The organism is Shewanella subflava (assembly GCF_025971955.1).
Classification (GTDB): domain Bacteria; phylum Pseudomonadota; class Gammaproteobacteria; order Enterobacterales; family Shewanellaceae; genus Shewanella; species Shewanella subflava.
The window spans coordinates 74,278-101,208 of record NZ_JAPDMX010000033.1; the positions used below are offsets into that span (position 1 = coordinate 74,278).

A 26,931-nucleotide genomic window follows, 5' to 3' on the forward strand; every position below is an offset into this window, starting at 1 on the left:
ATGATTACAGCCTTTTTATCTTCATCTTCAACCGATACAAAGTGATCAAATAGACCATTTAAACAGTCGCCGCAAAACGGTTTTACTCAAAATTATTCTACAGTTGATAATGGGATTGCACGATTCTCAAGTAACACTGGAATGCCATCATTGATGGGATAAGCAATTTTATCAAACTTACAAATCAACTGCTGGCCTTCCTTGTCAAACTCCAGTTTACCTTTACAGACTGGGCACGCGACAATATCAAGTAACTTTTTATCAAAAGCCATTTAAATTTCCTTCTTAAGTTGGATAAGTTGAGTCATTCGACTCATAAACTGGGTATCAAATTCTGTACTTAGCTTCGCATTTACTGGTAAATACCACCAGTTCGGTGATGCAAAATCGCGACATTTAACCGCATCTTTTTCTGTCATTAGCAAAGGGGTTTGCTCGGATAGAGCAATTAATTGCTGCTGGTCGTATGCCTGATGATCGGCAAAAGCGACTACGTGTTCAAGTTGATAGCCCTGCTCTGTTAAACTATCAAAAAATCGTTGTGGATTACCAATGCCCGCCATTGCCGTTATCGGTGCTTGTTTCAAAGTGAATTGCGGATCGATTTCTGTTGACTGTAAAGGATTATTTAAGGACTGCACCTGACAAACACTCGCAGGCATCAGCTGCATGAGGTGTTCTTTTACGTTGTTTGTATGGGTGGCAACCACTGGGCCGCCATTATTGATGATCCAGTCTATCGATTTTAATCGCCATAGTCCTTCTCTTAAAGGCCCTGCAGGTAATAAACACGCATTTCCGTAACGGCGTCCACCATCCACTAACGCAATTTCTATGTCTCGAGCCAGCGCATAATGCTGTAAGCCGTCATCACATATGATCACATCGACATCAAAATCGGCTAACAGTTTTTTGGCCGCTAACACCCGTTGACTGCCAACCACCATAGGTACGTGGGTGCGACTGACAATCATTAACGGCTCGTCGCCAACATCGACAGCTAAACTTAACGGCGTGACACTGACTACACCATCAATCTTGCCACCATAACCACGACTAACAACCCCAGGTTTCAAACCATTAGCCCGTAATAGGTTAATCAAATAAATTACCGTTGGGGTTTTACCACTGCCACCTGCGGTTATATTACCCACAACCACCACAGGCACTGGCAACACATGAGTAGACTTGATCCCGAGCCTAAATAAAATGCGCCGAATACTACTTATTAGCCAAAAAAGTCCTGACAAAGGTAATAAAATCCATTTTGCCCAGTGCCCTTGATACCAAACTTGGTTAATCCAGTTTTGCATTAGCTACCAAACTGCATCTGATACAAGTTAGCGTATACGCCATCTTGAGTAATTAAGTCTTTATGCACACCACGCTCAATCACCTTACCTTGATCTATGACTAAGATTTCATCGGCAGATTCAATCGTTGATAGACGATGAGCTATCACAACAGAAGTCCGATTGTGACGTAAATTATCTAAGCCTTTTTGAATCGCTTTTTCTGATTCGGTATCTAATGCTGAAGTGGCTTCATCTAAAATGAGTACGGGCGCATCACGTAACATCGCACGCGCAATAGCAATACGCTGACGTTGTCCACCTGATAGTAACACGCCATTTTCGCCCACTTGTGTGTCAAGCCCGTCAGGCAGCGTGTTGATAAACTCCATTGCATAGGCGAGTTCGGCAGCATTGATAATTTGGTCTCGAGTCACCTCACCTGGGTAGGCGTAGGCAATATTATTAGCAATAGTATCGTTAAATAACGTCACCTGCTGAGACACTAATGCCACCTGATTACGGAGATTTTTTAACTGATAATCATAAATACTAGTACCATCAAGTAAAATATCACCGTTTGATAACCCTCCGTAAAAACGCGTAATTAAATTAGCAATAGTCGATTTACCAGAACCTGAGCGTCCAACTAATGCAACGGTTTTACCGGGCTTAACATCAAACTCAATTAAGTTTAAGGCTTGCTTTTCCTGTTCAGGATAACTAAAACTCACGCCGTTAAATTGTAAATGACCTTGCACACGATCGACGGCATGGGTACCTGTATCAGATTCAGTTGGCGTGTCGAGCAACTCAAACACTGTTGTACAAGCCGCAATGCCGCGTTGGAATTCAGCATTCACACGGGTTAAATTTTTAATCGGTTGTAACATCGCCATCATGGCACCCAAAATAGCGGTAAAGGTACCTGCTGTTAGATCAGTTTGCATGCTCTCCCAACTCGCGGCGTACAATACAAAAGCAAGGGCGAATGAACCAATAATCATAATCACCGGCTGGCTAACCGATTGCGCTACGGCGAGTTTCATATTTTGATGACGGTTTTTATCATTCACCTCAAAAAAACGTGCCATTTCCGTTTTTTGGCCGCCAAAAGACAATACATTTTTATGGCCTTTAATCATTTGTTCAGTGGTCGCCGTCACCCCACCCATCGCTGATTGAATTTGCTTTGATACTTTACGAAAGCGTTTGCTGACAATACTGATGACGATGCCCATCAAAGGGCCAATCACTAAAATACACAGTGATAATTTCCATGAGTAGAAAAACATGATCGCCAACATGCCTACCACCGTCATAGAATCACGCACGATTGAAATTAATGCACTGCCTGACGCTCTGGCAATTTGCTCGGTATCAAAGGTCACACGAGAAATTAAATTCCCGCTGTTTTCGCGATCAATATAGCTAACGGGTAAACGTAAATAATGTTCAAACACCTGCTGACGCATATCCATAATAAGCTGTGCGCTCATATAAGAAACACAGTAAGTAGACACAAAGTTGGCAATACCTCTAAGGGTGAACATGCCTACCACGACAAAAGGCGCCATCATCATAATGTCTGTATTGGCATTAAAGCCGCCATGTGTCGGCAATTCAACACCCGCTACACTTGGGGCGGCACCAAAACCTTGATCGATAAAAGGCTTAATAAACGCGATAAACGCGGCGTCGACTGCGCCATAGGTAAGTAAACCCAATACGGCCATAATAAACATAGCTTTCATGGGTAAAACATAAATCATTAAGCGTTTAAAAACGCTCCACATTTCATTATCTGAGTGCGACGACATCAATATCATTCTTTGCTGATAAACATGGACAACATTCTACTCTGCTTTAACTATCTGGCCAAATCTAAACAATCGGTTATACCAAAAAGGGGCTAAATCGTGTCGATAACTGCTTACTTGGTAACCAGTTGATGTAAAATTAATGCTTATTTGACCTTGTTCACCGCTGACTAAAGTGGCAATCTCGCGATCTAAATAGCGGGAGATAACATCTTGCTTGGGGAAACCATATTGATTATTAAAGCCTGCATTAAAGATGGCTAACTTAGGCGACACGGCATCGATAAATGCCGGGGAAGAAGAAGTACGACTGCCATGGTGGGGAACAAATAAAATGTCGGCTGCAAGCTGTTGCTGGGAATCCAATAAACTTTGCTCTCTTAACGCTTCAATATCACCAGTGAGTAACACCTTTAATATCTCAGTATGACTATTTTGCTGATTTAAATGAGCTGCCGGATCAATGGCTAACATCATCACACACGAGCGATTATTGTCTTTATTGGATTGCAAATGATCTGCCAATGTCGTGATACTGATACTTCCCCATTGCCTAACACCAGCCTGACAATCACTAACCTTTACCCTTTGATTGTCGAAATTTCCCTTAAGTAATAAGTGTGCGCTATCGGCAATGACTTCAGCATCTGGATAGGCGGTGATTAATGTATTTAAACCGCCACTATGATCGTTATCGTGATGACTGATAACGATATAATCAACTTGGCTGATCCCCCTTGTTTTTAAAAAAGGTAATATAGCACGCTCAGCATAACTAAAATCACCATATGCAGCCCCGCTATCGTAAATCAACGCCCTACTGCCTTGCTGCAACACAATTGCTGTCCCCTGTGCCACATCTAAAGTGTGTAAACTGATGTCATCATTTGCGCCAACAGTGAATGATCCACCAGTGACGAGCTTTGTATTTTGAGTCAAATCATCCCTATCCGTTGTGATGAATGAATTAATCACCAGTTGCAGAAGCGGAATATTCATCACTAAGGTTAATAGGCAAATAATAAAGCCATTTTGACTCAGTCCGTCCTGACGCTTTCTGATACTTTGACTCACACGGTAGCCATAATTAAAAATTGACCAGCGAAATGTCAGTAATAAACCAAAACCCATTAAGCTACATAAACTTGCTGCAATCCAAGCCTCATTAACATCAAGCAGACTACTGGGAAAATAATCAGATTGTTCAAGTAATGCTGTAAATGGTGCTAATAACTGATCAACCAATGCAAAAATCCAACTATTAACAGGCAATTCAGTCCCGAAGGTTGTACCAAATAAATCACTTAACACTTGCCACACTGACCAAACAACAAAGCATAGCATGGCTACAGGTATCACTAACAAACTGAACCAAGGCACCACCAGCAAGTTTATCCAAACACTGTGAATGGAGACGGTGCCAAATAGTAATGCTTGCAATACACCGAGCCCTATCGCTAATCGCCATTGAATTGACCACAGCGCCTGGCAATAACTCAGCACTTTTTGTATTTTATTAGCCCCTGATGTCGTAACTGATTGCGACATTGGCTGCTGATCAAGAAAGCGTAAAATAATCCCTAAAGCAACAAATGACAGCCAAAAACCTGCACTCAACATTGAAAATGGATCAAACAGTAAGACACCTGCCAATGCATACATTAATCGCTGCCACAACGAATGGTGCTGTTTCAGTAAACTCAGTAATACCAATAAAACCAGCATAATTAATGCTCGTTGCGTTGATACAGAATAACCCGCCAAATAGGCATAAACCCATGCCATTGTTGTGGCAAGGGTGAGTGAGGCATACAAAGGAAATAACCCGTACTGGCAATGTATTTTCGCTAATAAAAGCTGCCCAAATCGAAAACGTGTTAGTAAACCAAAACAACAAATAAAAACTAAGCCAAACACCACGGATAAATGCAAACCTGATATCGCGATTAAATGGCCAGTTCCGGTTTGCCGTAAATGCTGCCAGCGCACCTCAGATATTTGACTTTTGTCGCCAAACAATAGTGCCAATAATAAGTCACCATTTTTCAATTTAGGGGTCACTTTCGCAAATGACGATAACCACTGTTGCCGTATTGATGGGGTAAAAGACACTAATGTCGCTTGTTTTACCTGCCCCTTGCCCACAATATGACGATGTATATAATATCGCTGCTGATTAAAGCCACCTTGGTTGGCAATACTGGTGATTGGCTTCAACCGCGTATTTTCAAATTGCCAAACTTGGCCTACAGTAATCAAAGGAGGTTTCTGCCAAGTGAGTCGATAAAATCTGTCTATAGGGATGCCTTTTACCCCCTCTGATAGATTAATATTGGTTAATTTGGACTCAATTACACGTACATCTAAACTTATCCAGTCGCGGTCACCATTAACTAGTGATACTATCTCACCGGTAAATGTAACTTTGTTTTGAAGTGTGAAACTTGGTTGAAAGTCTAACGAATAGAAATAGATGCTTATCCAAAACACGGCAAAAGCAGCACCACTAAACAGCGGTGCTTTAATCAGGCAAACGAAAGCCAAAAGCAGAATGAGGGCTAAACTCCACACAGGAGGCATAACGGGCCACAGTAATGCGCTAAGGCTACTGATGCAAAAGCCGAAAACAAATCGATTCATAAGATATTAGTAAAGACAGTAATCAACTAAGATGCCAAAAAAATTCATACAAAAATTTATGCCTGATCCTAAAACACTGCAAAAGCATAAATATTTGCGTGTATTTGGAAAACTTTTGGATAAACCTAATCTTTGGGTATTGAACCGAAAATCAGCACCTGGGGCGTTTGCTGTCGGCCTATTTGTGGCTTGGTTACCGATCCCCTTTCAAATGGTCGTTGCGGCAGGTTTAGCTATCATTTTCAATGTTAATATTCCGGTTGCCGTTGCCTTAGTGTGGATCACCAACCCTTTTACCATGCCTTTTTTGTTTTACATTGCCTATATGTGTGGGGCTAAAATCCTTGGGGTTGAAAGTCAGCATTTTGAGTTTGAAGCTAGCTGGCAATGGCTAGAATCGTCTTTATCGACGATAGGTCCCCCCTTCTTATTAGGCTGTGTTGTATTAGGCCTGGTGTCTGCCGCAATAGGTTATTTGGTTATAAATAGCTTTTGGAAATATTCAATATTATTTAAATGGAAAAAAAGAAAATAACTAGGGCATGTTTATCTTTGGTTATTTTTTATGTAGCGAGATTAAATGACTTTAGGCAAGGCGAATAATTGTGGGCATAGTTGCCCGACGGCAAGATTATTCAACGCAGTATAGCCGCAACTCGAAAACAGTGGCTTTTTTAGAGGCATTTTGCCCGCAAATTTACTTATTAAGCGGGCTAAACGGCATTGATTGGTGACAGCCTGGTAGAAAAATAACCAACCGCATAATTTATCAATAAAGATAAACACGCCCTAACCACTGTTCAAAAATCATCTCAACTTTCATTTTCAACATTAACCCGTAAGTTTTTGATGTAGCCGAATGCTTATTTATGCCGATGGTTTACTGTTTTTTATTCGGTAATACCACCAGAACAGCAAATGCACAAACAACAAGCCGCTAAAAGCCACACAGAAAAAAAGTACCCCAATTGATTCAACGGTTTTAGGTTGTTCAGCGAAAAACCACCACCATAGTGGCCAGCCTATCAAGGATAAAAGGCTAAGTTGCGCCATGCAGCGATAGCAACGACCAAGCTTTTGAATAAAAATAGACTCATCACATTGATGGCAGGACATGAAGTGCTCTAGTTAGGTTTTCTGGACAGCTTAAAATCACTGGCTAGCATTGCGTATTGGTATTCATCACACCACTGTCCCTTAAACATTGTGTGTTGAATAAAGTGTCCTTCACGGCGAAATCCGATTTTTTCTAGCACACCAATACTGGCAATATTTAAACAATCGGTAATGGCAATCACTCTATGCCGCTCGAGCACATCAAATAAGTAATGAAGCACACAGATTAGGGCTTCAGATGCAACCGCTTTACCTTGCTGCAAGGGAGCTACGGTATACCCCACCTCGACTTGATTATCATCAACAAAATGTAATGCTATATCGCCAATAATGGCATCTGTGTTTTTATCGCAAATGGCCATTTGATACCATTTACCCACAAGGGCAAATTGTCGGTAATCCGTTTGCTGAAACAGCTGCTGCGCATCAACAAGGGGGTAGTCAGTCCAACTTTGGTATTTGGCCACATTAGGATCATTTCGATAAGTTGCAAAAGCCATTAAATCGTCTTCTTTAAAAGCTCGAATGATAAAGCGATTGGAATACAACACAGGTGACGATAATTGCGCACGAGTAGACATCAAAGTAAATCCTAAGCTATGTATTACTATTTATCGACCGGCTAGGGCTGTAGCAGGTGCAATTTTAGTTGCCTTCCAAGCAGGATAAATGGTTGCGATTAAACTCATCACCAAGCCTAGTATAATTACAAAAGCCACATCGTGCATTTGTAATTGTGATGGAAGAAAATCAATAAAATAAATATCAGAATCTAGTAACTGAATCCCCAAAAGCGATTCAATAGCTTTAGCAATACTGCTTAATTCAAGGGCAACGACAACCCCAATTGCGCCACCTAAACTGCAACCTAACAAACCATTTAATCCGCCCTGCATAACAAATATAGTCATGATGGCTGAGCGCTTTAATCCCATTGTCATTAAAATCGCAATTTCAGAAGCTTTATCGCGTACCGCCATCACCAAGGTAGAGACAATATTAAAACATGCAACAGCGATCACTAACGCCAATACTAAATACATCACCATTCTAACAAGTTGAATATCCTGATATAAATGTCCTTGGGATCGTGTCCAATCATTTAGGTAAAGGTATTGCTCTTGGGCATAGCCTAAATCACGGGTAACACGGGGCGCATTAAACACATTATCCACTTGCAGACGAACCCCACTCACCCCCGTGCCGAGCTGGAGTAAATCGCTTAAATATTTAAGTGGAACATAGGCTTGAGACGCTTCGATTTCACCGCCTAAATCATACACACCACTGACGGTAAATCGATGGCTTTTAGCGGCACTTAAACGGTTGTTGTTAGCATCGGGTGTGTACATTGCCAGAGTATCGCCCACCTTCAATTGCAGTTTATTTAATAAACTTCGCCCCAAAACGATATGGTTGTCATTACCTTGCAAAGACTGCCAAGCACTGTCATCCATATACTGCGCAATATGCGACACTTGCTGTTCATAATCGGTGTCGATACCGTTAACCACAATACCTTGAAAACCACCGGGTTTCTGCACCAAGCCTTGCAAGCGAACAAAGGGAGCAACACCGGTAATTTGAGGGATGTGTTTGGCGGTTTCAGCAATCGCCATCCAATCATCAATGGGCTCATTTACGCCGACTAATTCACCATGAGAAATCACCCCAAGTAAACGATTTTGCAGTTCTTTTTCAAAGCCATTCATTGCCGATAACACGATAATGAGCACAGCAACACCCAACGCGATCCCCGCTGTCGATGCGAATGAAATAAAGCCAATAAAGCCGTTATTTTGTCTCGCGCGGTAAAAACGCCAACCGATTAAAAATGGTAACCATTTACTCATTAACGTTACCTACTGCTACCTGTAACACACCGTCTTTCATGGTTAATTGTCGGTCCATTTTGGCTGCTAGTTTGTGATCATGGGTTACCACAACAAAAGCGGTTCCAAACTGCAGGGCTAATTCACGGATCAATTGATAAACCGTTTCACCGCTTGTGGCATCTAAGTTACCCGTAGGTTCATCCGCCAACACCAATTTTGGTTGATTGATTAAGGCTCTGGCGATGGCAACGCGTTGTCTTTCACCGCCCGATAATTGCGCAGGAATATGTTGCAGTCTGTGCCCGAGACCTACGCGCTCTAACAACACTTTTGCGTTAGCTAATGATTGCTGCTTGTCTTTTCCTTGAATAAAAGCCGGCATCGCCACATTTTCAATTGCACTGAACTCAGGCAAAAGATGGTGGAATTGATAAATAAAACCTAAGTCTTCATTTCGCAATTTAGCTTGTTTAGCCGCAGATAATTGGTAAATGTCAGCACCATCGAGTAACACTTGTCCGTCACTTGGGGTATCTAAGGTGCCCATTAAATGCAGCAAAGTACTTTTACCTGAACCCGAGCTGCCCACAATGGCTAACTGCTCCCCTTTAAATACCTCAAGATTGACGTCTTTAAGTACCTGCGTGGTCACTTCGCCGTCATGATAATGTTTACTGACATGATTAACTTGCAGTAATACTTGTTTGGTCTGTGTCATTATTCGTATCTCAATGCAGTAGCGGGTTGAACCTTAGCGGCGCGCAACGCTGGATAAATAGTGGCGATCAGGGTAATGAATAAGGTGCCCATCACAATCACTGTCAATTGTGCCAGTGATAATTGCACAGGCAGGTTTTGACCTGCGCCAAGAATAGATATACCTAATGTAGATAAAATTTCATTTAAATTAAGCGTCAGCACAATGCCGGTTAAAGTCCCTATCACTAGGCCTAGAACGGCATTCAGTGACCCTTGAACAATAAAAATGTTCATCACGGCTGCAGTCGAAAGGCCTTGGGTTTTTAATACCGCAACATCAGTGGTTTTATCGACAACCATCATCACAAGAGCTGACACAATATTAAATGCCGCAACCGCAACAATTAAACTCAGCATCAGGGACATCATATTTTTTTCCATTTTGACGGCAGCAAATAGATGGCCAAAGTCGGCGCGCCAATCACGGCTAGTCACTTCCACACCTCGCTGGTTTAAGGTATCTGTGATTAACGGCGTAATGCTGGCTACATTAAAAGGATCGTTTAGATAAACCCGTAATTCAGAAATCACCTCTGGGTTTTGGCGCATCAAGCGACGCGCATCTTGATAATGCACATAAGCCACCGAGGCATCGACCTGTGCGCCCATTTCAAACACGCCAGCCACCTTAAATTTGCGTTGACTCGGCACAGGTCCCAGTGGGGAATAAACCACGCCATCACCACTTAAAATACGAATTTCATCATCAGGTTTAACGCCTAGCTTTCTCGCCAGCTCGCTGCCTAATACAATGGCATAGCTTCCTGGCGTCAGGGCATCGAACGCACTTGAGTAAGTGTGAGAAATAATACTGGATAACCCCTGCTCCAGTTCAGGGTATACCCCTAATACTTGAGCCGCAGCAATGTTTGAACTGGATTGCAACATCCCCTGAGTGGTTGCGCTAGGGACAATTCCCAAAATGTCATGTTGTAACCGCGTGTCTTGTTTGACGGATAAAACACTGGCTTGCCAGTCGTCAAAACCAGCGTCATTAATAAGAGTAAGTTGTGGCACAGCCCCTAATATACGGTTTTTAAGTTGGCCTTCAAGACCATTCATGACTGAACTGACAACAATCAACGCCGCCACACCTAAAAAAATGCCCGACACGGCAAACAAAGTAATAAATGAAGCAAAGGCATTGGCTTTACGTGCGCGCCAATAGCGATACCCCACAAAAAAAGAAAATCCAAAATTCATATACAATTTGTCATCCACTGCCGTATTTCGGGCGTATATTGGTTATATCTGAGTCAAAAACTATGCTAAAACTGGCCTTAAAAGCTTATGACTTGCTAAACCATCAAGTTGGGCACGATAATAGGGGTATTAGTTTGATAAATAAAGAGGCAAACCTTGATAAACGATAGCAATTCTTATTTTAGCGTGCCTCACCAATTCAATGTTTATCTTAATGCTTGGGATAAACAACGCCCGATCCCTGACGATAACCAATTACGGCAAATGCAATCGACGGGGTTAAAGCTTTTATCCGAGGTGAAAGCACTAGAGGCTAACTGCTTAATGCAATTACGCCAACTAGACAGCGAAACCAAATCCATTGTCGAATTTTTGAAACTGCAATCGCGTAAAGTGGATTTAGTGTTACAGCACGTGTTAGAAAAAGAGACCCAAACGGGTCAACAATATCAAGGGCTTCAATTTGGTGGCAGTGGTTTAAGTATTCAGTCGACTACCCCAATAGAAGTGGGATCTATTTTTAGCTGTCATATGTATCTTCACGCAGAGGTTGTTGCGGTATTGTGCATCTGTGAAGTCACTGGCGCTAAGCAAGTCGAAGCACAAGCGCTTGACCTGACACCAGCCTCACCTTTATGGCATATCGAACTCACATATATTCAAATTTTAGACGAAGATATCGAGCAATTAGTGAAAGCCAGCTTAAATGTGCAACAAAAAATGCTTAAACTGCGTAAGCAGCAACGTAATGACAATCTGTAAGTTTTCTTAATACAAGTTAATCAATTTCATGAAGCAATTTAGTGTAACTGCCCCGCCAAGTGTCAAAAAAGGCCAACATCAGCAAATTCTATCTACGCTAGGCGGTGTTTCGCAAGCGCTGACAGTGGCAAACTTAATTAACCAACATTCAGGCACTAGTCTGGTCGTTACCCACGACACGCCAAGTGCGCTGGCATTAGAAGCCGAATTAAGTTATTTACTGGCTAATTCAACGGTCAATGTCTGTTTATTTCCCGATCGTGAAACTTTGCCGTATGACAGTTTTTCCCCGCATCAGGATCTGATTTCGCAGCGTCTTGAATCGTTAGCACAAATCAGCCAAAGCAGCCATAACGTGGTCATTGTGCCGGTTAACACCTTGATGGTGCGCTTGCCACCCAAGTCTTTTTTAACCGCCAACGTTATGATTTTGAAAAAAGGCGATATTTATAGTCTTGATCAAGTACGTCAACACCTTACCGACACTGGCTACCATATTGTTGATCAAGTGTACGAGCATGGCGAGTTCGCCATCCGTGGTTCAATTATTGATATTTTCCCAACAGGATCAAAAGAACCGTTACGAATTGAGTTATTCGATGACGAGGTTGAATCAATTCGCTTTTTCGATGTAGATACCCAGCGCTCAGGCATGGCGCTTGAACATATTCGCATGTTGCCAGCCAAAGAATTTCCAACAGACAGCGCCGCAATTGAAGGGTTTAGATTACGCTATCGTCGCCGTTTTGAAGTGATATCAAAAGAAGCTGAGTCAGTCTATCAACTGGTTAGCCGTAATCTAATGCCTGCCGGTATTGAAAATTATTTGCCGTTATTTTTTGATGACAGTGCATCACTATTTGATTATTTACCACAGCAAAGCCAGCTCATTACACTCGGTGATATTGATAAGGCCTGCGAACAACACTTAAACGAAGTGCATAGTCGCTATGAAGATCGCCGTGTTGACCCCCTCAGGCCGTTACTTGAGCCAAAAGAGCTGTATTTATTAACTGAGCAATTATTTGCCGCATTTAAGCCTATGCCGCGCAGTCAATTTATTCAGGCAACCGTCACGGCTGATGGACAACTAGATGCAGAATTGCTCCCTAAAACGGCACAAATGGTGAAAGCTAAACCAATTGGTGATATCAATGCCAACCATAAGCTTAAACAACCCATGCAGGCATTACAGGACTACAGCCAAAAGCAGCCGCAAATGCTCTTTGTCGCAGAGTCTGAAGGTCGGCGCGAAGCACTGGTAGAATTACTGGCCAAAATAGGCATTAAACCCAAATTATTCAAGCATATTGATGATTATATTAGTGCCAAAGACTTTGTGGGGTTAATTGTATCGCCATTATCACGAGGTTGTGAGCTTGAACTTGGCGCTAAAGGTAAAGTCAGTATTATTTGTGAAACTGAACTCTTCGGTCACCGTATTTCACAGCAACGCCGCCGTGAAAAACAAAAACAGGTTAGTTCAGATGTTTTAGTCAAAAACTTAGCCGAATTAAAAGTAGGTCAACCTATAGTTCACTTAGAGCACGGCATTGCACTTTATCAGGGTTTAGAAACCCTTGATACCGGTGGTTTAGTGGCTGAGTATTTAAAGTTAGAGTATGCCGGCGGCGATAAATTATATGTCCCAGTATCGTCATTACACCTTATCAGCCGCTACAGTGTTGGTAATGATGACAATACCCAACTGAATAAATTGGGCAATGAAACGTGGGCCAAAGCGAAGAAAAAAGCTATCGAGCGTATTCGTGATGTCGCCGCTGAGTTATTAGATGTTTATGCCCGTCGCCAATCCAGACCCGGTGAAGCATTGTCGTTAGATGAAGATGAATACGCCGTTTTTGCCCAAGGTTTTCCGTTTGAAGAAACTGTCGATCAAGAAAGTGCCATTCATGCTGTATTAGCGGATTTACAAGCGCCGATGGCAATGGATAGATTAGTGTGTGGTGATGTTGGCTTTGGTAAAACCGAAGTTGCCATGCGCGCTGCGTTTGTGGCCGTCAATGCAGGAAAACAGGTGGTGGTACTTGTGCCAACCACCCTGCTGGCGCAACAACATTATGAAAACTTTAAAGACCGCTTTGCGGATTGGCCGATTGTGATAGAAGTGATGTCACGCTTCAAAAGCGCCAAGGAACAAAGCCAAGTTGTCGAAGACTTGGGCAAAGGTAAAGTGGATATTGTGATTGGTACCCACAAACTCCTCACCGCAGAGGCCAACTTCGATAATCTTGGCTTATTGATTATTGATGAAGAACATCGATTTGGTGTGCGCCAAAAAGAAAAAATCAAAGCCCTGCGTGCCAATGTTGATATTTTAACCTTAACTGCAACACCTATTCCTCGTACTTTGAATATGGCCATGTCTGGCATGCGTGACTTATCCATTATTGCCACGCCACCCGCCAAACGTTTAGCGGTTAAAACCTTCGTGCGTGAGTACGACATTGCCACAGTAAGAGAAGCAATATTGCGCGAAATTTTACGTGGTGGTCAGGTGTATTACTTGCACAATAACGTTGAAACCATTGAAAAAGCCGCTCAGGAAATTCGTGACATTATTCCTGAAGCGCGTGTTGTCACTGCACATGGACAAATGCGCGAACGTGACTTAGAAAAGGTCATGTCTGATTTTTACCATCAAAGGTTTAACGTGCTGGTGTGTACAACCATCATTGAAACAGGCATTGATGTGCCCAGCGCCAACACCATTTTAATCCACCGCGCCGATATGTTTGGTCTGGCCCAGTTACATCAATTACGCGGTCGTGTGGGACGTTCCCATCATCAGGCATATGCGTACATGATGACGCCGCATCCTAAACGCATGACAGCCGATGCGCGTAAGCGGCTAGAAGCCATTGATGCACTAGAAGATTTGGGCGCAGGCTTTTTACTGGCCACTCAAGATCTTGAAATACGCGGTGCTGGCGAATTACTCGGTGATGAGCAAAGCGGCCATATCAGCAAAATCGGTTTTAGCCTCTATATGGAAATGCTAGAGTCCGCCGTTAAAGCGTTAAAAGAAGGTAAAGAGCCCTCATTGGCTTATATGATGAACGCCATATGCGATATCGATTTACGCATCGCCGCCCTGCTACCTGAAGATTATGTCAGTGATGTGAATATGCGATTATCATTGTACAAGCGAATTGCTAATTGTGACTCCGAACGCATGATTGATGAACTTAAAGTCGAGTTTATCGACCGTTTCGGTATGTTGCCCGATCCTACTCGCAATTTAATGGATATTACCTTATACAAGCATCAAGCGACAGAGCTCGGATTACAGCGAATTGAGATGCATGCCAAAGGAGGTAGCATCGAATTTGGGCCACAACATAAAATCGATCCCATGTTTATCATCGATTTGTTGCAAAAGCAGCCACAAATCTATCGAATGGATGGGCCAAATAAGTTAAAGTTCACCATTCCAGCTGAAACAAGTAAAGAGCGCCTGGGATTGTTAAAAACCTTACTTGAACAGCTTGCTAAACATCAAACTGGAGAGCAATAGTGCTTCGTAAAATAGTGATAGCAATGGCAACGCTCGGTGCGTTGTCTATATCAGCTCAAACCAAGGCGGATACTTGGTTTGAAGTGGAAGTGTTTATATTTGAGCGAGACAGCCAATCATTAGAGCAATGGATCAACACTCCAGCGCTGCAAATTAATGAACAAGCAGTCGACTTTATCACGCCATTAATTAGCACCGACATCACTGGTGTGGCAGCAAGCTTAAGCGGCTGTACCTCCAATGATTGGTCCACTGACATAACCTCAGACTGTAATACGCCGTTAACCAGTAGCACAGTCCGCAGCCATCCTAGTCAGGTTCCCGTTGAAATTGCAGCGTCTAGTCCGCAACAGGCCTACTTGAACCAAGGTCCGCTGCTATTAGCACAAAGCCAAAGTCGATTTAAAGATATTATCAGAACGGTTAGTCGCGAACGCAACGTAAAACCGATAGTGCATTTAACTTGGCAGCAAAATATGCAGTCAAAACGTTACGCCAAAGCGGTACGTATTTTGGGTGGTAAAGATTATTCTAAGCAATTTGACTACCACGGCCAGCAAGTCAGTAACCAAAGCAATAGTGCCCCAACTTATCAATTATCAATGAGTGATTATTCAACGCTAGGTAATATGATGCAAACCGAACAAGTTAAACCCGTATGGGAGCTTGATGGCACAATCAACATTTATTTAAGTCATTATTTATATATTGAAAATAACTTGGCATTGCGTAAGCCAACACAAAAACTTGTCGAGTCAAATCGCAGTGAGTTTAATCAATTTGATGCGGTGAATATGCAAGTCGAAAAGACCATGCAGCCGTTTTTGCAGACTATTCCTTTGACTCAAAATCGTCGTGTCCGTAGCGGTGAAATCCATTATTTTGATCACCCGCAAATGGGTATTGTGATGCAAATCAGAAAAATGGCTCAACCCACCATGGTCAAACCGATTGATTTAGGTGAGCCAACACAGCAAATTCAGCCACAACCAGAGCAATCTCAAACCTTTCAATCAGGTGTGATCCAACCCTATTCTCAATAAATGAAGTGAGTTAATACGCATTAAACCGAAGTCTTCTTCGGTTTTTTTATTTTCAGCCCTAAACCACCGATTTCAGTGGGGATTATCATCAATTTGGTTCTGCCTGAAGTAGGTTCAATGGTATTGAGGTATAACTCAAGTGATACGTGAACTTTGCTAATGTTGGTACAAGTTTCTAAATCAAGAACGATTTAGTAGGGCCTCGGCGTCTTGTGAACGCACGGTAGGAAAGCTCCCTTTTAGGGAGTGATATCAAAGCCACCTTCTTCAGAAGGTAGTTCTTTTACAAGCAAAATACAATTAGTGTGACGGAACAATCATGTGCAAAACCACATTCTTATTTGGCATTTTATTGAGGTAATAAAAAAGCGGCTACCAAAGATAGCCGCCTGCAAAAATTGCATAAAACAGTAAAATATGACATTGAAGATAACATAAGAATCGCATTTCAAACGCTATCTGTATCAATTTGTATCATAGGTGTGTGTTTTTTGCCATATATTGTCTTTATTCGCTTATCAAGTGCTGCAAAAACAAACTAAATTCGCCACTTTTATGCTGATTTCTCTTTCAAAGTATTTTTACCTGCATATAAAGAACAGATAAAAACTAAGCGCTACTTTAAGCTATTCTGGACAATTAAGATTCTTCGCAAACACCTAACGACCAGCAATAAACCGAGTAAAAGTTAAACGGACTGATGAATAAACTTGGCCGTTTCAATCGCCTTTAGCCAACGAGCTTCTTGCTCTAGGGCATTGACAACGTTTAATGGCTGAGGCTTTAAACTGATGGCATTGGCCACTGGCGGCGAGGTTGGCCATACAAATTTTGTCAATAATGCCGCTACACCAACGGGATCATTGCAGACTAATATCATATCGCAGCCAGCATCTAATGCCGCTTGGGCGCGACCTAAATAGTCGCCAGCAAAACTTGCACCTTTCATCCCTAAATCATCTGAAAAAATAACCCCTTTAAATCCTAACCGCTGACGCAAAACATCTTGCAACCAGTATGGAGAAAATCCTGCAGGATTAGGATCGACTTTGTCGTAGATTACATGGGCAGGCATAACACCATGTAAATGCCCTTTTGCTATCAAATTAACAAACGGCTGCATATCAAAGGCTTCAATTTCAGTTTGAGTGCGGCAGTCAATTGGCATAGCAATATGTGAATCAGCCGCCACACTGCCATGTCCTGGAAAATGCTTCCCTACTGCCGCCATTCCAGCGTCTTCCATACCACGAATAAATGCCGCTGCTAAAGTGGTAACCTCGTCAGGATTAGGGCTAAAACTACGTTTGCCAATCACTTCGCTAATCCCGTTAACATCTAAAACTGGTGCGAAGCTTAAATCAATATCACAAGCCAGCAACTCAAGGGCCATCAAAAATCCACATTCTTTAGCCCACTGCTCTGCTAATGCTATATCACCATTTGCCACAGGTAAAATATCGCCCATAGCCGGAATATGTGTGAAGCCATCTTTAAACCTTTGTACTCGCCCACCTTCGTGATCCACAGCAATCAGAAGCTCTGGCCTGATGGCTCGCACCTGTTTAACGAGATCAACCAATTGTCCTTTATTAGAAAAATTACGGCTAAAAAGGATTATCCCTCCAACTTGAGGATGCTTAAGTTGTAAAGCTTCATCTGCAGATACTGTTAATCCCGCTAGATCCATCATTAAATAGCTCAATCGACTACCCCTCATTATTTAGCCTGAATCCATTGATGTATAAGTCAGACTAATCTGAAAAAAATGCATAAAAAAAACTAATGAACAGTACAATTAAAAACTGTGGGATACTCTTTATATAATGGAGTATTTCATCACAAAGCAGCTCATTGTTTTACGTTTGTGAGATGTAAAACAAATCAGTTCACGATCGTCTATAGTGAAGAAACTCTGCGACCGTGAATCGATACATTTAAGTGTGCGATGATAATACTCTCAAATAACTAAAACAATAAACGACCTAACAAAGGCTACATATAATGATCAGTGTTTTTGACATGTTCAAAATTGGCATAGGCCCATCAAGTTCCCACACCGTCGGCCCGATGAAGGCAGGCAAAATCTTCATGGATAAATTAGCAGAGCAAAATCTGCTAAACATTACTGATGAGCTTCAATCCGAATTATTTGGTTCTTTAGGGCAAACAGGTAAAGGCCATGGTACGGGTAAAGCCGTTATTTTAGGTCTAATGGGTGAAGACCCTGAAACCGTAGATACCGATACCATTGATGCCATTTTAGAATCAGCCTCTAAGGATCAACGCTTAAAATTAGCCGATGGCCGCTATGTAAAATTTACCCGTGAAGACGGTGTTACCTATCATCGCCGTAAAACGTTACCAGCTCATGCCAATGCCATGACACTGTATGCATTGGCCAAAGGCGAAATCATTTATCAACGCACCTATTACTCCGTCGGTGGTGGATTTATTCTTGATGAAGATGAAATCACTCAGCGTAATGCCTCCCCTGCAACACCAATTAAACAAGCGCCTTTTGACTTTCATAGCGCTGCACAACTGCTAGAACTTTGTTGCGAAAATGGCTTAAGCATTTCTTCGCTCATGATGGCAAATGAACTGAGCATAGCCACTGAAGATGACGTTAAACAAGGTCTATGGAAAATTTGGCAAACCATGAAAACCTGTGTTGAACGTGGTTATCAAAAAGAAGGTATTCTTCCTGGCGGACTAAAACTTCGCCGCCGCGCGCCCTCTTTATATCGCCGTTTAAAAGCAGAGGGGCGCAATAACACCGATCCACTGACAGCGATGGACTGGGTTGATTTATTTGCCCTATCGGTAAATGAACAAAACGCCGCAGGCGATCGCGTTGTTACCGCCCCAACCAATGGTGCTGCGGGTATTATTCCTGCCGTTTTATGCTATTACGATATGTTCGTTCAAGAAGTGGATATTGATGTATGTAGCCGCTATTTACTGACTGCTGCCGCTATTGGCATTTTATATAAGAAAAATGCTTCAATTTCAGGTGCTGAGGTGGGTTGTCAGGGTGAAGTTGGCGTAGCCTGTTCTATGGCTGCAGGCGCTCTTACTGAAATTATGGGCGGCACCGTGGAGCATGTTGAAAATGCCGCTGAAATTGGTATGGAGCATAATTTAGGTTTAACCTGCGATCCTGTAGGTGGTTTAGTGCAAGTGCCTTGTATTGAGCGTAACGCCATGGGTGCGGTCAAAGCCATTAATGCTTCGCGTATGGCATTGCGCGGAGACGGCAATCATAAGGTGTCGCTGGATAAAGTGATCAAAACCATGATGGATACAGGTAAAGATATGCGCAGTAAGTACAAAGAAACCGCCAAAGGGGGACTTGCTGTTAATATTGTCGAGTGTTAACACTTGTTGCATGATTTAAAATAAATACCGCCAACCATCACAGGTTGGCTTTTTTGTTTTAAGTTCGTGATATTCTCTGGGTAACTTTTTCAACATACCATTGAATTTTGTTTATAAACCACTCTTCTGGCACACTTCATCCATAGCAATGATATAAACTAAGCCAAGCTAATGACTAAAGGACAATACAGCAGCATGAAAAATATTATCTGTGATATCGATGGCGTTTTACTGCACGATAATAAACTGATCCCAGGCAGTGATAAGTTTATTCATCGTATCCTTGAACAAGGCAACCCACTGGTTATCTTAACCAATTACCCAGTACAAACGGGTAAAGATTTACAAAATCGTCTTGGTGCGGCAGGGATCAATGTCCCTGAAACCTGTTTTTACACTTCTGCTATGGCAACAGCAGATTTTTTAAAGCATCAAAAAGGAACAAAAGCTTTTGTTATTGGAGAAGGTGCCCTCACTCACGAGCTTTATAATGCTGGTTTTACTATCACAGACATCAATCCTGACTTTGTGATTGTTGGTGAAACCCGTTCGTACAATTGGGACATGATCCATAAAGCCGCCCGATTTGTGGCAGGCGGAGCACGTTTTATTGCCACCAACCCTGATACTAATGGTCCAGGATTCAGTCCAGCCTGCGGTGCATTATGTGCACCAATTGAACGTATCACCGGAAAAATGCCGTTTTATGTGGGTAAGCCGTCAAGTTGGATCATTCGGTCTGCGTTAAATCACATTCAAGGACATTCAGAAAACACCGTTATCATTGGCGATAATATGCGTACCGATATATTGGCAGGATTCCAAGCTGGTTTAGAGACCATTTTAGTCACAAGTGGTGTAAGTCAGATGGCCGACATAGATAAAGAACCCTTTAGACCAAATCATGTTTTTGCCTGTGCTGGTGATATTGATGTCGTTTAACCTATTCAATTCATTGCTCCGGTAACAACACCCAAAACCATGTATTTAACCCGAGTAGAGGTTATTTAATGTTAACGACTTCATTTAACAGATTAGCGGCAAATATTATATTTGCACTGACACTCATGCAAATCATGCGGTTATTGTAAAATTTGTTGTTTCAACAATAACGTCATTCGCGAAACAAAGACCGTTTAATATGCTTTGAGTCTTATGAACTGGGATTATTTACATTAGGTAACACATTTTCAAGCCAGCACACTTGTTATGAGGTGCTGGCTTGCTTCATTATGCTCAGCCAACAGTAACATACAACAAACAATAACAATTGGAATACTGATGAAGCATTTATTTCCATTTTGCGCAATTGCTCTTATGGTGAGTGCCTGTAACGGCCAAAACACGGTGCAAGCTCCCCAGATTGAAAAAAAACAACAAACAACCGAGGTAAACCAAGCTGCTATTAATGTTAATTTTGATGAAGCACGTTTTAGGGCAGATATAAAAACATTGTCATCGGACGAATTTGAAGGCCGCGCCCCTACCACCCATGGTGAGAAACTCACATTAGATTATTTAACTAAACAGTTCACCGATATGGGTTTAATTGGTGCAAACCAAGGCAGTTTTTTACAAGCCGTGCCTATGGTGACCTACACACCAAGTGAGCAACAAAACATTACTTTAGCGGGTTTACCGCTGCAATATCGTCACGATATAGTGTTGAGCAGTCGTCACGCCAATGAGCAAATTAACATTGAAAATGCACCACTTGTCTTCGTCGGTTACGGGATTAACGCCCCTGAATATCAATGGAATGATTACTCTGATTTAGATATGCAAGGTAAAATTGCCGTCATCTTGATCAATGATCCCGGTTTCGCACATCCAGAAGGCTCGCAGTTTAATGGTTTAGCAATGACCTATTACGGCCGCTGGAGTTACAAGTTTGAAGAAGCCAGTCGTCAAGGTGCATTAGGCGCAATCATCATTCATGATACTAAACCCGCTTCTTACCCTTGGTCTGTAGTTGAAAACAGTTGGACCGGCCCACAACAGGATTTAGTGTTAAACACTGATGAAGCAAAAAATCGAATTCAAGTTGAAGGCTGGATGACATTAACTGCAGCAACCCAGTTGTTCACTAAAGCGGGATTCTCATTACCAACCTTAATGGAACGTGCGGCAGATCAAGCTGTTAATGTTGATTTAGCTCAAACGGCCAGCATTCAATTCACCAATAAAGCACAATATGCGGATAGTTATAATGTGGTCGCCACATTGAAAGGCTCGACCCAAGCCGATGAGCAGTTATTATTTACCGCCCATTGGGACCACATAGGTAAAGATGACACCAAAGAAGGGGATCAAATTTATAACGGCGCCTTAGACAATGCTTCAGGTACGGCGGGCATTATGGAAATTGCCCGTCAATTTGCAGCACAAGCACAACAAGGTAATGGCTTAAAACGCTCAGTCACCTTTATCGCAACAACGGGTGAAGAGCAAGGTCTACTCGGTTCACGTTATTATGCCGCCAATCCGATCTATCCTTTAGACAAAACGGTCGCGGTGTTTAACTTAGATAGCACCAATATTTACGGTAAAACTAAAGATTATACTATCGTTGGAAAAGGTCAGTCTGAATTAGAAAACTACCTAGCTGATGCAGCAAAACAGCAAAACCGTGAAGTTAAATCAGAACGTAATCCAGCTTCGGGCGGATTTTTCCGCTCAGATCATTTCAGTTTTGCTAAGTACGGCGTACCCGCAGTATTTGCAGGTGGCGGCAGTGAGCCACTAGATGATGCTACAGCGGCTTATAAAACTGAAATGGAAAAAACCATGAAAGGCTGCTATCACAATGTCTGCGATCATTACCATGAATCATGGGATTTATCCGGCGCACTACAGGACTTGGGAGTTTATTACCAAGCAGCTAAGACACTTGGCAATAACCAAGATTGGCCTGGATACCTTGTCGGCTCAGAGTTTCATCACTTGCGTCCAGCCAAGTAACCTATTTATCTTCCCCCCAAATAAGATATAAAGCCAAAGACCAGAAGCCATGCTTCTGGTCTTTTTATTTTCTACAAAACTTACCTCATTACTGACAAGTAATACCAATCACGATAAGTAAGTGATCAAAAATAGCGTAGGAAAAACGCTTGAGAACAAGGCAGACTTTTCGATAAGTAGTTATTCTACAATCAAAAAATCTAACACTGTTATCGAGTGTTTTAACAAGCTACGGTGATCAGTTATTTATTACGATTGGTATAACCGTAAAGCAACATATTTTTGTGTAAAAAACCAGCAAACAAACCTACAGGCTGCTTTATGTATCTTCAACGGAACTATTAACAATTCTTCAATAATAGTCCATCCTCAGCAAGATAAATGCAGATAATTCAACTTTTAACGGCTTTGGATAAACTATCCTCATAAATAACAATGTCAAATAATATTATTATCGCTAAAAACGCACTTTAAATGAGGTTTAATCAAAAATAATACTTGGCGAGTAAAGAAAATGCTGGCAAAGTACAAAACAGATAAAGATTAAATAATGTTGTTGGAGCGGTATTATGTGTTCAATATTTTCAATTTTAGATATCAAATCAGATGCAAGTGAACTTCGCCAAGTGGCACTTGAAATGTCAAAACTGTTACGTCACCGCGGTCCAGATTGGTCTGGTATTTATGCTGACGATAAGGCCATTCTTGCCCATGAGCGTTTAGCGATTGTTGACGTTGACCACGGTGCACAGCCGCTTATTAGCCAAGATGGCAACCTTGTGTTAGCCGTAAACGGTGAAATTTATAACCATAAACAACTTAAAGCTGATTTAGGTGATAAATACCAATACCAAACCAACTCTGACTGTGAAGTGATTTTATCTTTATACCAAGAATATGGTTGTGGCTTTTTAGATAAACTGAACGGGATTTTTGCTTTTGTACTGTATGACAAAGCTAAAAACACCTATTTAGTGGGTCGTGATCATATGGGGATTATTCCTCTGTATTCAGGTCATGATAGTGCGGGTAACTTCTATATTGCCTCTGAAATGAAAGCGCTTATGCCAGTTTGTAAAACCGTCGCAGAATTTTTACCTGGGCAATATTTATATTCGGCAGATGGCAAACCAACCCAATACTATGTCCGTGATTGGATGGAGTTTGATACAGTAAAAGACAACCCAGCGAGTGTTGAAGAATTACGCGATGCATTAGAAGCGGCAGTTAAACGCCAGTTAATGTCAGATGTACCTTATGGCGTCTTGTTATCAGGTGGCCTAGACTCATCTATTGTGTCAGCAATAACCCAAACCTATGCAAAACATCGTATTGAAAACGATGGTGAGACTGGTGCATGGTGGCCACAATTACACTCTTTTGCTGTAGGTTTAGCTGAATCACCGGATTTAGTTGCGGCGCAAAAAGTCGCTGACGCCATTGGCACCATTCATCACCCAATTATCTATACTTTCCAAGAAGGGTTAGATGCCATTAAAGAAGTGATTTACCATTTAGAAACCTATGATGTCACAACCATTCGTGCTGCAACCCCTATGTATTTAATGGCCCGAAAAATTAAAGCCATGGGTATCAAAATGGTGTTATCAGGCGAAGGCGCCGATGAACTGTTTGGCGGTTACTTATACTTTCATAAAGCCCCAAATGCACAGGCATTTCATGAAGAATTAGTCCGTAAATTAGACAAGTTACATTTATTCGATTGTCTACGAGCCAATAAAGCCATGGCCGCATGGGGATTAGAAGCACGCGTGCCCTTCTTAGATAAAGAGTTTATGGATGTGGCAATGCGCATTAACCCAGAAGCGAAAATGTCCAAAGATGGCAGAATTGAGAAACACATACTTCGTCAGGCATTTGAGCATAAATTGCCTAAAGAAGTGACATGGCGTCAAAAAGAGCAGTTCAGTGATGGTGTAGGCTATTCATGGATTGATGGATTAAAAGAGCATGCTGCTAAGCACGTCGATGATATGCAATTAGCGAATGCCAAATTCCGTTTCCCTTACAACACACCAGAAACGAAAGAAGCTTACTTCTATCGCTGTTTCTTTGAAGAGTTTTTCCCTTTAGCAAGTGCTGCAGAAACGGTACCTGGTGGCAAGTCAGTAGCCTGCTCTACTCCTGAAGCACTGGCTTGGGACGAAAGCTTGCAAGGCATTATCGATCCATCTGGACGCGCGGTACGCAACGTACACACTAGCAGCTACCAGTAATTTTTAACCTAAATTCTAGATTAATTAATCTAGAATTTAATGGTGAACGCCTCAACGCCCGCGACATTTGTTGTGGGCGTTTTTTTATACTGAGCACCCAACATTAAGCTGAAGTTATCTTCGGTAAAACAGTTATACCCCTAATTAAGTAGTCATAATCACTATCCCGCTATGCTACAAAAAATGTCGATGAGTTAAGCTGTTAGGCAAAGCGCTTTATATGATCAATTATCCGCATCAATGCGTATTTGTTATTAAATCAATTGAATCATATAAGGTTAGTTATGGTTATCCCACTGTTTCCTTTATCGATGTGCCTGTTGCCCCATGGCTTCAGTCAATTGCGCATATTCGAACCTAGATACAAACGTTTAGTGACTGAATCGCTTAAAACAAACAGCGGCTTTGGTTTGTGCATGTTAAGCGACGATAAAAAACAAATGTTGCCAATTGGTACGCTATGTAAAATTATCGACTTTCAAACTCTAGATGATGGACTTCTTGGCATCACTATCAAGGGGGAGAGAAAATTCCATTTAAAAGATTTTATCGTCGAACCTGACGGATTAAAGCGTGGCACAATTGAATTAATAGATGATTGGCCAAAATCGCTGATCAACTTAACTGAATCTCAAAAAATGAGTCAAATCCAAGCAACTGCAAAAATGTTAAGTGATACCTTGCGGGATATTTTACATCAATACCCCGAGCATTTGGCCCAATACCAAAATGAACATTTTGCCGATATCTCATGGGTATGCCAGCGATGGTTAGAGATCATTCCATTAAGTGCAGCTGAAAAATACCATTGCATAAATAATCATGACCATAAAATGGCGCAGAGTTATTTAAGTAATATCATTAAGTAACTGCATTTCCAAGTGATGTAAAAATATAGATGATGTACAAAAAATAACTCACAAAAGATGATCTAATTATAATTTATCGACGTATAGACAATTACAATCGGCAAATAACACGACGCGAGTGAAGATAATGGAAAATTTTCAATCACAAACTGCGGAAAATCGTTATGATAAAGCAAGTCTTGCTAAAAATAACGGTGCTACACAATTGTCTAACACAAACGAACTCGATGCAGAACAATTAGCAGAGTTAATGCTCAAGGTAGCCAACTTACGCTGTAAAGTCTCATTCGCCAAACTATTCAAGCATTTCGGCCCTAAGATAAGCGCATTCGGTAATCAAAGATTGCATCAACAGGGTCTTGCGATGGATTTAGTCCAAGAAACCATGACGCGTGTTTGGACCAAAGCACATTTGTACAGTGAAGATAAAGCTGCTGTAAGCACTTGGGTATTCACGGTGATGCGAAATCAGTGCTTTGATATGCTGCGTAAAGTACAGCACAACAAAGAAGACTCTTTTGGTGACGACATTTGGCCTCTTTTCGAATCAGACGATGCCGAAAGTAATGAAGATGATTTTAAATTGTCCGGCACGCTTCTTCGTCATGTGGATGAATTACCTCCACTACAAAGACAAATTGTGCAGGGTATTTACATGCAGGAAATGACCCAACAAGAATTAGCGGACAAACTCGGTATCCCCATAGGCACAGTCAAATCTAGATTAAGATTAGGCTTAGAAAAGTTAAAGGGATTTATGGAGAAACATTATGATTAAGTACCATCCACAACATGAACTATTGTCTCTCCACATTAAAGGTGAGCTTCCGTTATCTATGTCTTTGGCAATCTCCGCTCACGCAGAGCTTTGTGACATATGTCAGCAAAAACTGAACCGTCTAACAGAATGTGAAACTGCTGCGACATTCGATAATAATACCGAGTCAAACATCAGTGTTGATTTAGATTCTGAAATGTCTTCTTTGTTGGCTCACATGATGCAGGACACTTTAGATGAGCTAGATGCTAATCCAGCTCAACCCTATAATGAAGGGGTGACTGAAGTCACCGTTAAAGACCAATCATACCCTTTACCCCGCGCATTTAGACATCAAATAAATGCACAATGGCAAGGTATCGGAAAAGTCAGTCGATTACGTCTCAATACGGGTGAGGAACAATCAAGAGCAAGCTTGTTACACATAGCACCTCAAGGCGAGATCCCTGAACACACTCACAAAGGTTCAGAACTGACCCTTCTGTTGGCGGGTGAATTTAGTGATGAATATAATACATATCGACCCGGTGATTTTATGCTGCTAGATGAGAATCATCAGCATTCACCAAAAACAATGACTGGATGTCTATGTTACACAATAGTTGATGCACCATTATATTTTACTAAAGGATTCAGTAAGTTATTAAACCCTATCGGTGAATTGCTTTACTGACGAATGCTGTTGAACGGGGTTGTG

General features: G+C 41.8%; 21 protein-coding genes. 11 read left to right on the forward strand and 10 right to left on the reverse strand.

Annotated elements, in window-relative coordinates; translation table 11 throughout:
• Nucleotides 1-92 precede the first annotated feature (92 nt).
• From OHT75_RS16110 to OHT75_RS16125, 4 genes are read right to left on the reverse strand one after another with little or no spacing between them, the layout of a single operon-like run.
• Nucleotides 93-272, reverse strand: coding sequence for a Trm112 family protein (locus tag OHT75_RS16110; RefSeq protein ID WP_264728456.1), 180 nt, complete (start codon nucleotides 270-272; stop codon nucleotides 93-95).
• Nucleotides 273-1,313, reverse strand: a complete 1,041-nt coding sequence (lpxK, locus tag OHT75_RS16115) for a tetraacyldisaccharide 4'-kinase (protein ID WP_264728458.1) — start codon at nucleotides 1,311-1,313, stop codon at nucleotides 273-275. It abuts the gene before it with no gap.
• The gene (gene msbA, locus OHT75_RS16120) at nucleotides 1,313-3,112 is read right to left on the reverse strand and encodes a lipid A export permease/ATP-binding protein MsbA (protein ID WP_264728460.1); all 1,800 of its coding nucleotides are present in this window, start codon (nucleotides 3,110-3,112) and stop codon (nucleotides 1,313-1,315) included. Before msbA ends, lpxK begins: the two co-directional genes overlap by 1 nt.
• 36 nt (nucleotides 3,113-3,148) lie before the next feature.
• Nucleotides 3,149-5,692, reverse strand: a complete 2,544-nt coding sequence (locus OHT75_RS16125) for a ComEC/Rec2 family competence protein (RefSeq protein WP_264728462.1) — start codon at nucleotides 5,690-5,692, stop codon at nucleotides 3,149-3,151.
• A 91-nt stretch (nucleotides 5,693-5,783) separates the two neighbouring features.
• Here OHT75_RS16125 and OHT75_RS16130 point away from each other — a divergent pair, with 91 nt between their 5' ends.
• Nucleotides 5,784-6,287: a DUF2062 domain-containing protein gene (locus OHT75_RS16130; protein ID WP_264728464.1), complete on the forward strand. Its 504-nt coding sequence runs from the start codon at nucleotides 5,784-5,786 to the stop codon at nucleotides 6,285-6,287.
• Between the two features lie 332 nt (nucleotides 6,288-6,619).
• Here the strand turns inward: OHT75_RS16130 and OHT75_RS16135 are convergent, their stop codons facing one another.
• The 5 genes from OHT75_RS16135 to OHT75_RS16155 are packed head-to-tail and all read right to left on the reverse strand — an operon-like array spanning nucleotide 6,620 to nucleotide 10,665.
• Nucleotides 6,620-6,868, reverse strand: a complete 249-nt coding sequence (locus tag OHT75_RS16135) for a DUF3624 domain-containing protein (RefSeq protein WP_264728466.1) — start codon at nucleotides 6,866-6,868, stop codon at nucleotides 6,620-6,622.
• A gap of 8 nt (nucleotides 6,869-6,876) precedes the next feature.
• Entirely contained in the window at nucleotides 6,877-7,449 is a 573-nt protein-coding gene (locus tag OHT75_RS16140) for a GNAT family N-acetyltransferase (RefSeq protein WP_264728468.1), read from the reverse strand.
• A 30-nt stretch (nucleotides 7,450-7,479) separates the two neighbouring features.
• A complete protein-coding gene (gene lolE / locus OHT75_RS16145; protein WP_264728470.1) occupies nucleotides 7,480-8,721 on the reverse strand; it encodes a lipoprotein-releasing ABC transporter permease subunit LolE in 1,242 nt (413 codons plus the stop codon).
• Nucleotides 8,714-9,421: a lipoprotein-releasing ABC transporter ATP-binding protein LolD gene (gene lolD / locus OHT75_RS16150; RefSeq protein WP_264728472.1), complete on the reverse strand. Its 708-nt coding sequence runs from the start codon at nucleotides 9,419-9,421 to the stop codon at nucleotides 8,714-8,716. Before lolD ends, lolE begins: the two co-directional genes overlap by 8 nt.
• A complete protein-coding gene (locus tag OHT75_RS16155) occupies nucleotides 9,421-10,665 on the reverse strand; it encodes a lipoprotein-releasing ABC transporter permease subunit (RefSeq protein ID WP_264728474.1) in 1,245 nt (414 codons plus the stop codon). Before OHT75_RS16155 ends, lolD begins: the two co-directional genes overlap by 1 nt.
• A 156-nt stretch (nucleotides 10,666-10,821) precedes the next feature.
• Between OHT75_RS16155 and OHT75_RS16160 the strand changes: the two genes are divergently transcribed.
• The 3 genes from OHT75_RS16160 to OHT75_RS16170 are packed head-to-tail and all read left to right on the forward strand — an operon-like array spanning nucleotide 10,822 to nucleotide 16,008.
• On the forward strand, nucleotides 10,822-11,427 hold the full coding sequence (locus OHT75_RS16160) for a hypothetical protein (RefSeq protein ID WP_264728476.1): 606 nt from the start codon (nucleotides 10,822-10,824) through the stop codon (nucleotides 11,425-11,427).
• A gap of 28 nt (nucleotides 11,428-11,455) precedes the next feature.
• Nucleotides 11,456-14,965, forward strand: coding sequence for a transcription-repair coupling factor (mfd, locus tag OHT75_RS16165; protein WP_264728478.1), 3,510 nt, complete (start codon nucleotides 11,456-11,458; stop codon nucleotides 14,963-14,965).
• Entirely contained in the window at nucleotides 14,965-16,008 is a 1,044-nt protein-coding gene (locus tag OHT75_RS16170; protein ID WP_264728480.1) for a peptidoglycan binding protein CsiV, read from the forward strand. The genes mfd and OHT75_RS16170 overlap by 1 nt, the downstream gene beginning before the upstream one ends.
• A 688-nt stretch (nucleotides 16,009-16,696) precedes the next feature.
• Here the strand turns inward: OHT75_RS16170 and nagZ are convergent.
• A complete protein-coding gene (gene nagZ, locus OHT75_RS16175) occupies nucleotides 16,697-17,713 on the reverse strand; it encodes a beta-N-acetylhexosaminidase (protein ID WP_264728482.1) in 1,017 nt (338 codons plus the stop codon).
• 299 nt (nucleotides 17,714-18,012) lie between these two features.
• Here nagZ and OHT75_RS16180 point away from each other — a divergent pair, with 299 nt between their 5' ends.
• The 7 genes from OHT75_RS16180 to OHT75_RS16210 all read left to right on the forward strand — a co-directional run bounded on the left by OHT75_RS16180 (nucleotide 18,013) and on the right by OHT75_RS16210 (nucleotide 26,907).
• Nucleotides 18,013-19,389, forward strand: coding sequence for an L-serine ammonia-lyase (locus OHT75_RS16180; protein ID WP_264728483.1), 1,377 nt, complete (start codon nucleotides 18,013-18,015; stop codon nucleotides 19,387-19,389).
• 195 nt (nucleotides 19,390-19,584) lie between these two features.
• Nucleotides 19,585-20,331, forward strand: a complete 747-nt coding sequence (locus tag OHT75_RS16185; RefSeq protein WP_264728485.1) for an HAD-IIA family hydrolase — start codon at nucleotides 19,585-19,587, stop codon at nucleotides 20,329-20,331.
• A gap of 339 nt (nucleotides 20,332-20,670) precedes the next feature.
• The gene (locus tag OHT75_RS16190) at nucleotides 20,671-22,350 is read left to right on the forward strand and encodes a M28 family metallopeptidase (protein ID WP_264728487.1); all 1,680 of its coding nucleotides are present in this window, start codon (nucleotides 20,671-20,673) and stop codon (nucleotides 22,348-22,350) included.
• A gap of 569 nt (nucleotides 22,351-22,919) precedes the next feature.
• Entirely contained in the window at nucleotides 22,920-24,587 is a 1,668-nt protein-coding gene (gene asnB / locus OHT75_RS16195; RefSeq protein WP_264728488.1) for an asparagine synthase B, read from the forward strand.
• Between the two features lie 284 nt (nucleotides 24,588-24,871).
• The gene (locus OHT75_RS16200; RefSeq protein WP_264728490.1) at nucleotides 24,872-25,456 is read left to right on the forward strand and encodes an LON peptidase substrate-binding domain-containing protein; all 585 of its coding nucleotides are present in this window, start codon (nucleotides 24,872-24,874) and stop codon (nucleotides 25,454-25,456) included.
• A 127-nt stretch (nucleotides 25,457-25,583) separates the two neighbouring features.
• A complete protein-coding gene (locus OHT75_RS16205; RefSeq protein WP_264728492.1) occupies nucleotides 25,584-26,234 on the forward strand; it encodes a sigma-70 family RNA polymerase sigma factor in 651 nt (216 codons plus the stop codon).
• Entirely contained in the window at nucleotides 26,227-26,907 is a 681-nt protein-coding gene (locus tag OHT75_RS16210; RefSeq protein WP_264728494.1) for a ChrR family anti-sigma-E factor, read from the forward strand. The genes OHT75_RS16205 and OHT75_RS16210 overlap by 8 nt, the downstream gene beginning before the upstream one ends.
• Nucleotides 26,908-26,931 lie beyond the last annotated feature (24 nt).

Coding starts and splice junctions, on each gene's coding strand:
- OHT75_RS16110 (WP_264728456.1), bottom strand. CDS start 272: ATGGCTTTTGATAAAAAGTTACTTGATATTGTCGCGTGCCCAGTCTGT.
- lpxK (WP_264728458.1), bottom strand. CDS start 1,313: ATGCAAAACTGGATTAACCAAGTTTGGTATCAAGGGCACTGGGCAAAA.
- msbA (WP_264728460.1), bottom strand. CDS start 3,112: ATGTCGTCGCACTCAGATAATGAAATGTGGAGCGTTTTTAAACGCTTA.
- OHT75_RS16125 (WP_264728462.1), bottom strand. CDS start 5,692: ATGCCTCCTGTGTGGAGTTTAGCCCTCATTCTGCTTTTGGCTTTCGTT.
- OHT75_RS16130 (WP_264728464.1), top strand. CDS start 5,784: ATGCCAAAAAAATTCATACAAAAATTTATGCCTGATCCTAAAACACTG.
- OHT75_RS16135 (WP_264728466.1), bottom strand. CDS start 6,868: ATGTCCTGCCATCAATGTGATGAGTCTATTTTTATTCAAAAGCTTGGT.
- OHT75_RS16140 (WP_264728468.1), bottom strand. CDS start 7,449: ATGTCTACTCGTGCGCAATTATCGTCACCTGTGTTGTATTCCAATCGC.
- lolE (WP_264728470.1), bottom strand. CDS start 8,721: ATGAGTAAATGGTTACCATTTTTAATCGGTTGGCGTTTTTACCGCGCG.
- lolD (WP_264728472.1), bottom strand. CDS start 9,421: ATGACACAGACCAAACAAGTATTACTGCAAGTTAATCATGTCAGTAAA.
- OHT75_RS16155 (WP_264728474.1), bottom strand. CDS start 10,665: ATGAATTTTGGATTTTCTTTTTTTGTGGGGTATCGCTATTGGCGCGCA.
- mfd (WP_264728478.1), top strand. CDS start 11,456: ATGAAGCAATTTAGTGTAACTGCCCCGCCAAGTGTCAAAAAAGGCCAA.
- OHT75_RS16180 (WP_264728483.1), top strand. CDS start 18,013: ATGATCAGTGTTTTTGACATGTTCAAAATTGGCATAGGCCCATCAAGT.
- OHT75_RS16185 (WP_264728485.1), top strand. CDS start 19,585: ATGAAAAATATTATCTGTGATATCGATGGCGTTTTACTGCACGATAAT.
- OHT75_RS16190 (WP_264728487.1), top strand. CDS start 20,671: ATGAAGCATTTATTTCCATTTTGCGCAATTGCTCTTATGGTGAGTGCC.
- asnB (WP_264728488.1), top strand. CDS start 22,920: ATGTGTTCAATATTTTCAATTTTAGATATCAAATCAGATGCAAGTGAA.
- OHT75_RS16200 (WP_264728490.1), top strand. CDS start 24,872: ATGGTTATCCCACTGTTTCCTTTATCGATGTGCCTGTTGCCCCATGGC.
- OHT75_RS16205 (WP_264728492.1), top strand. CDS start 25,584: ATGGAAAATTTTCAATCACAAACTGCGGAAAATCGTTATGATAAAGCA.
- OHT75_RS16210 (WP_264728494.1), top strand. CDS start 26,227: ATGATTAAGTACCATCCACAACATGAACTATTGTCTCTCCACATTAAA.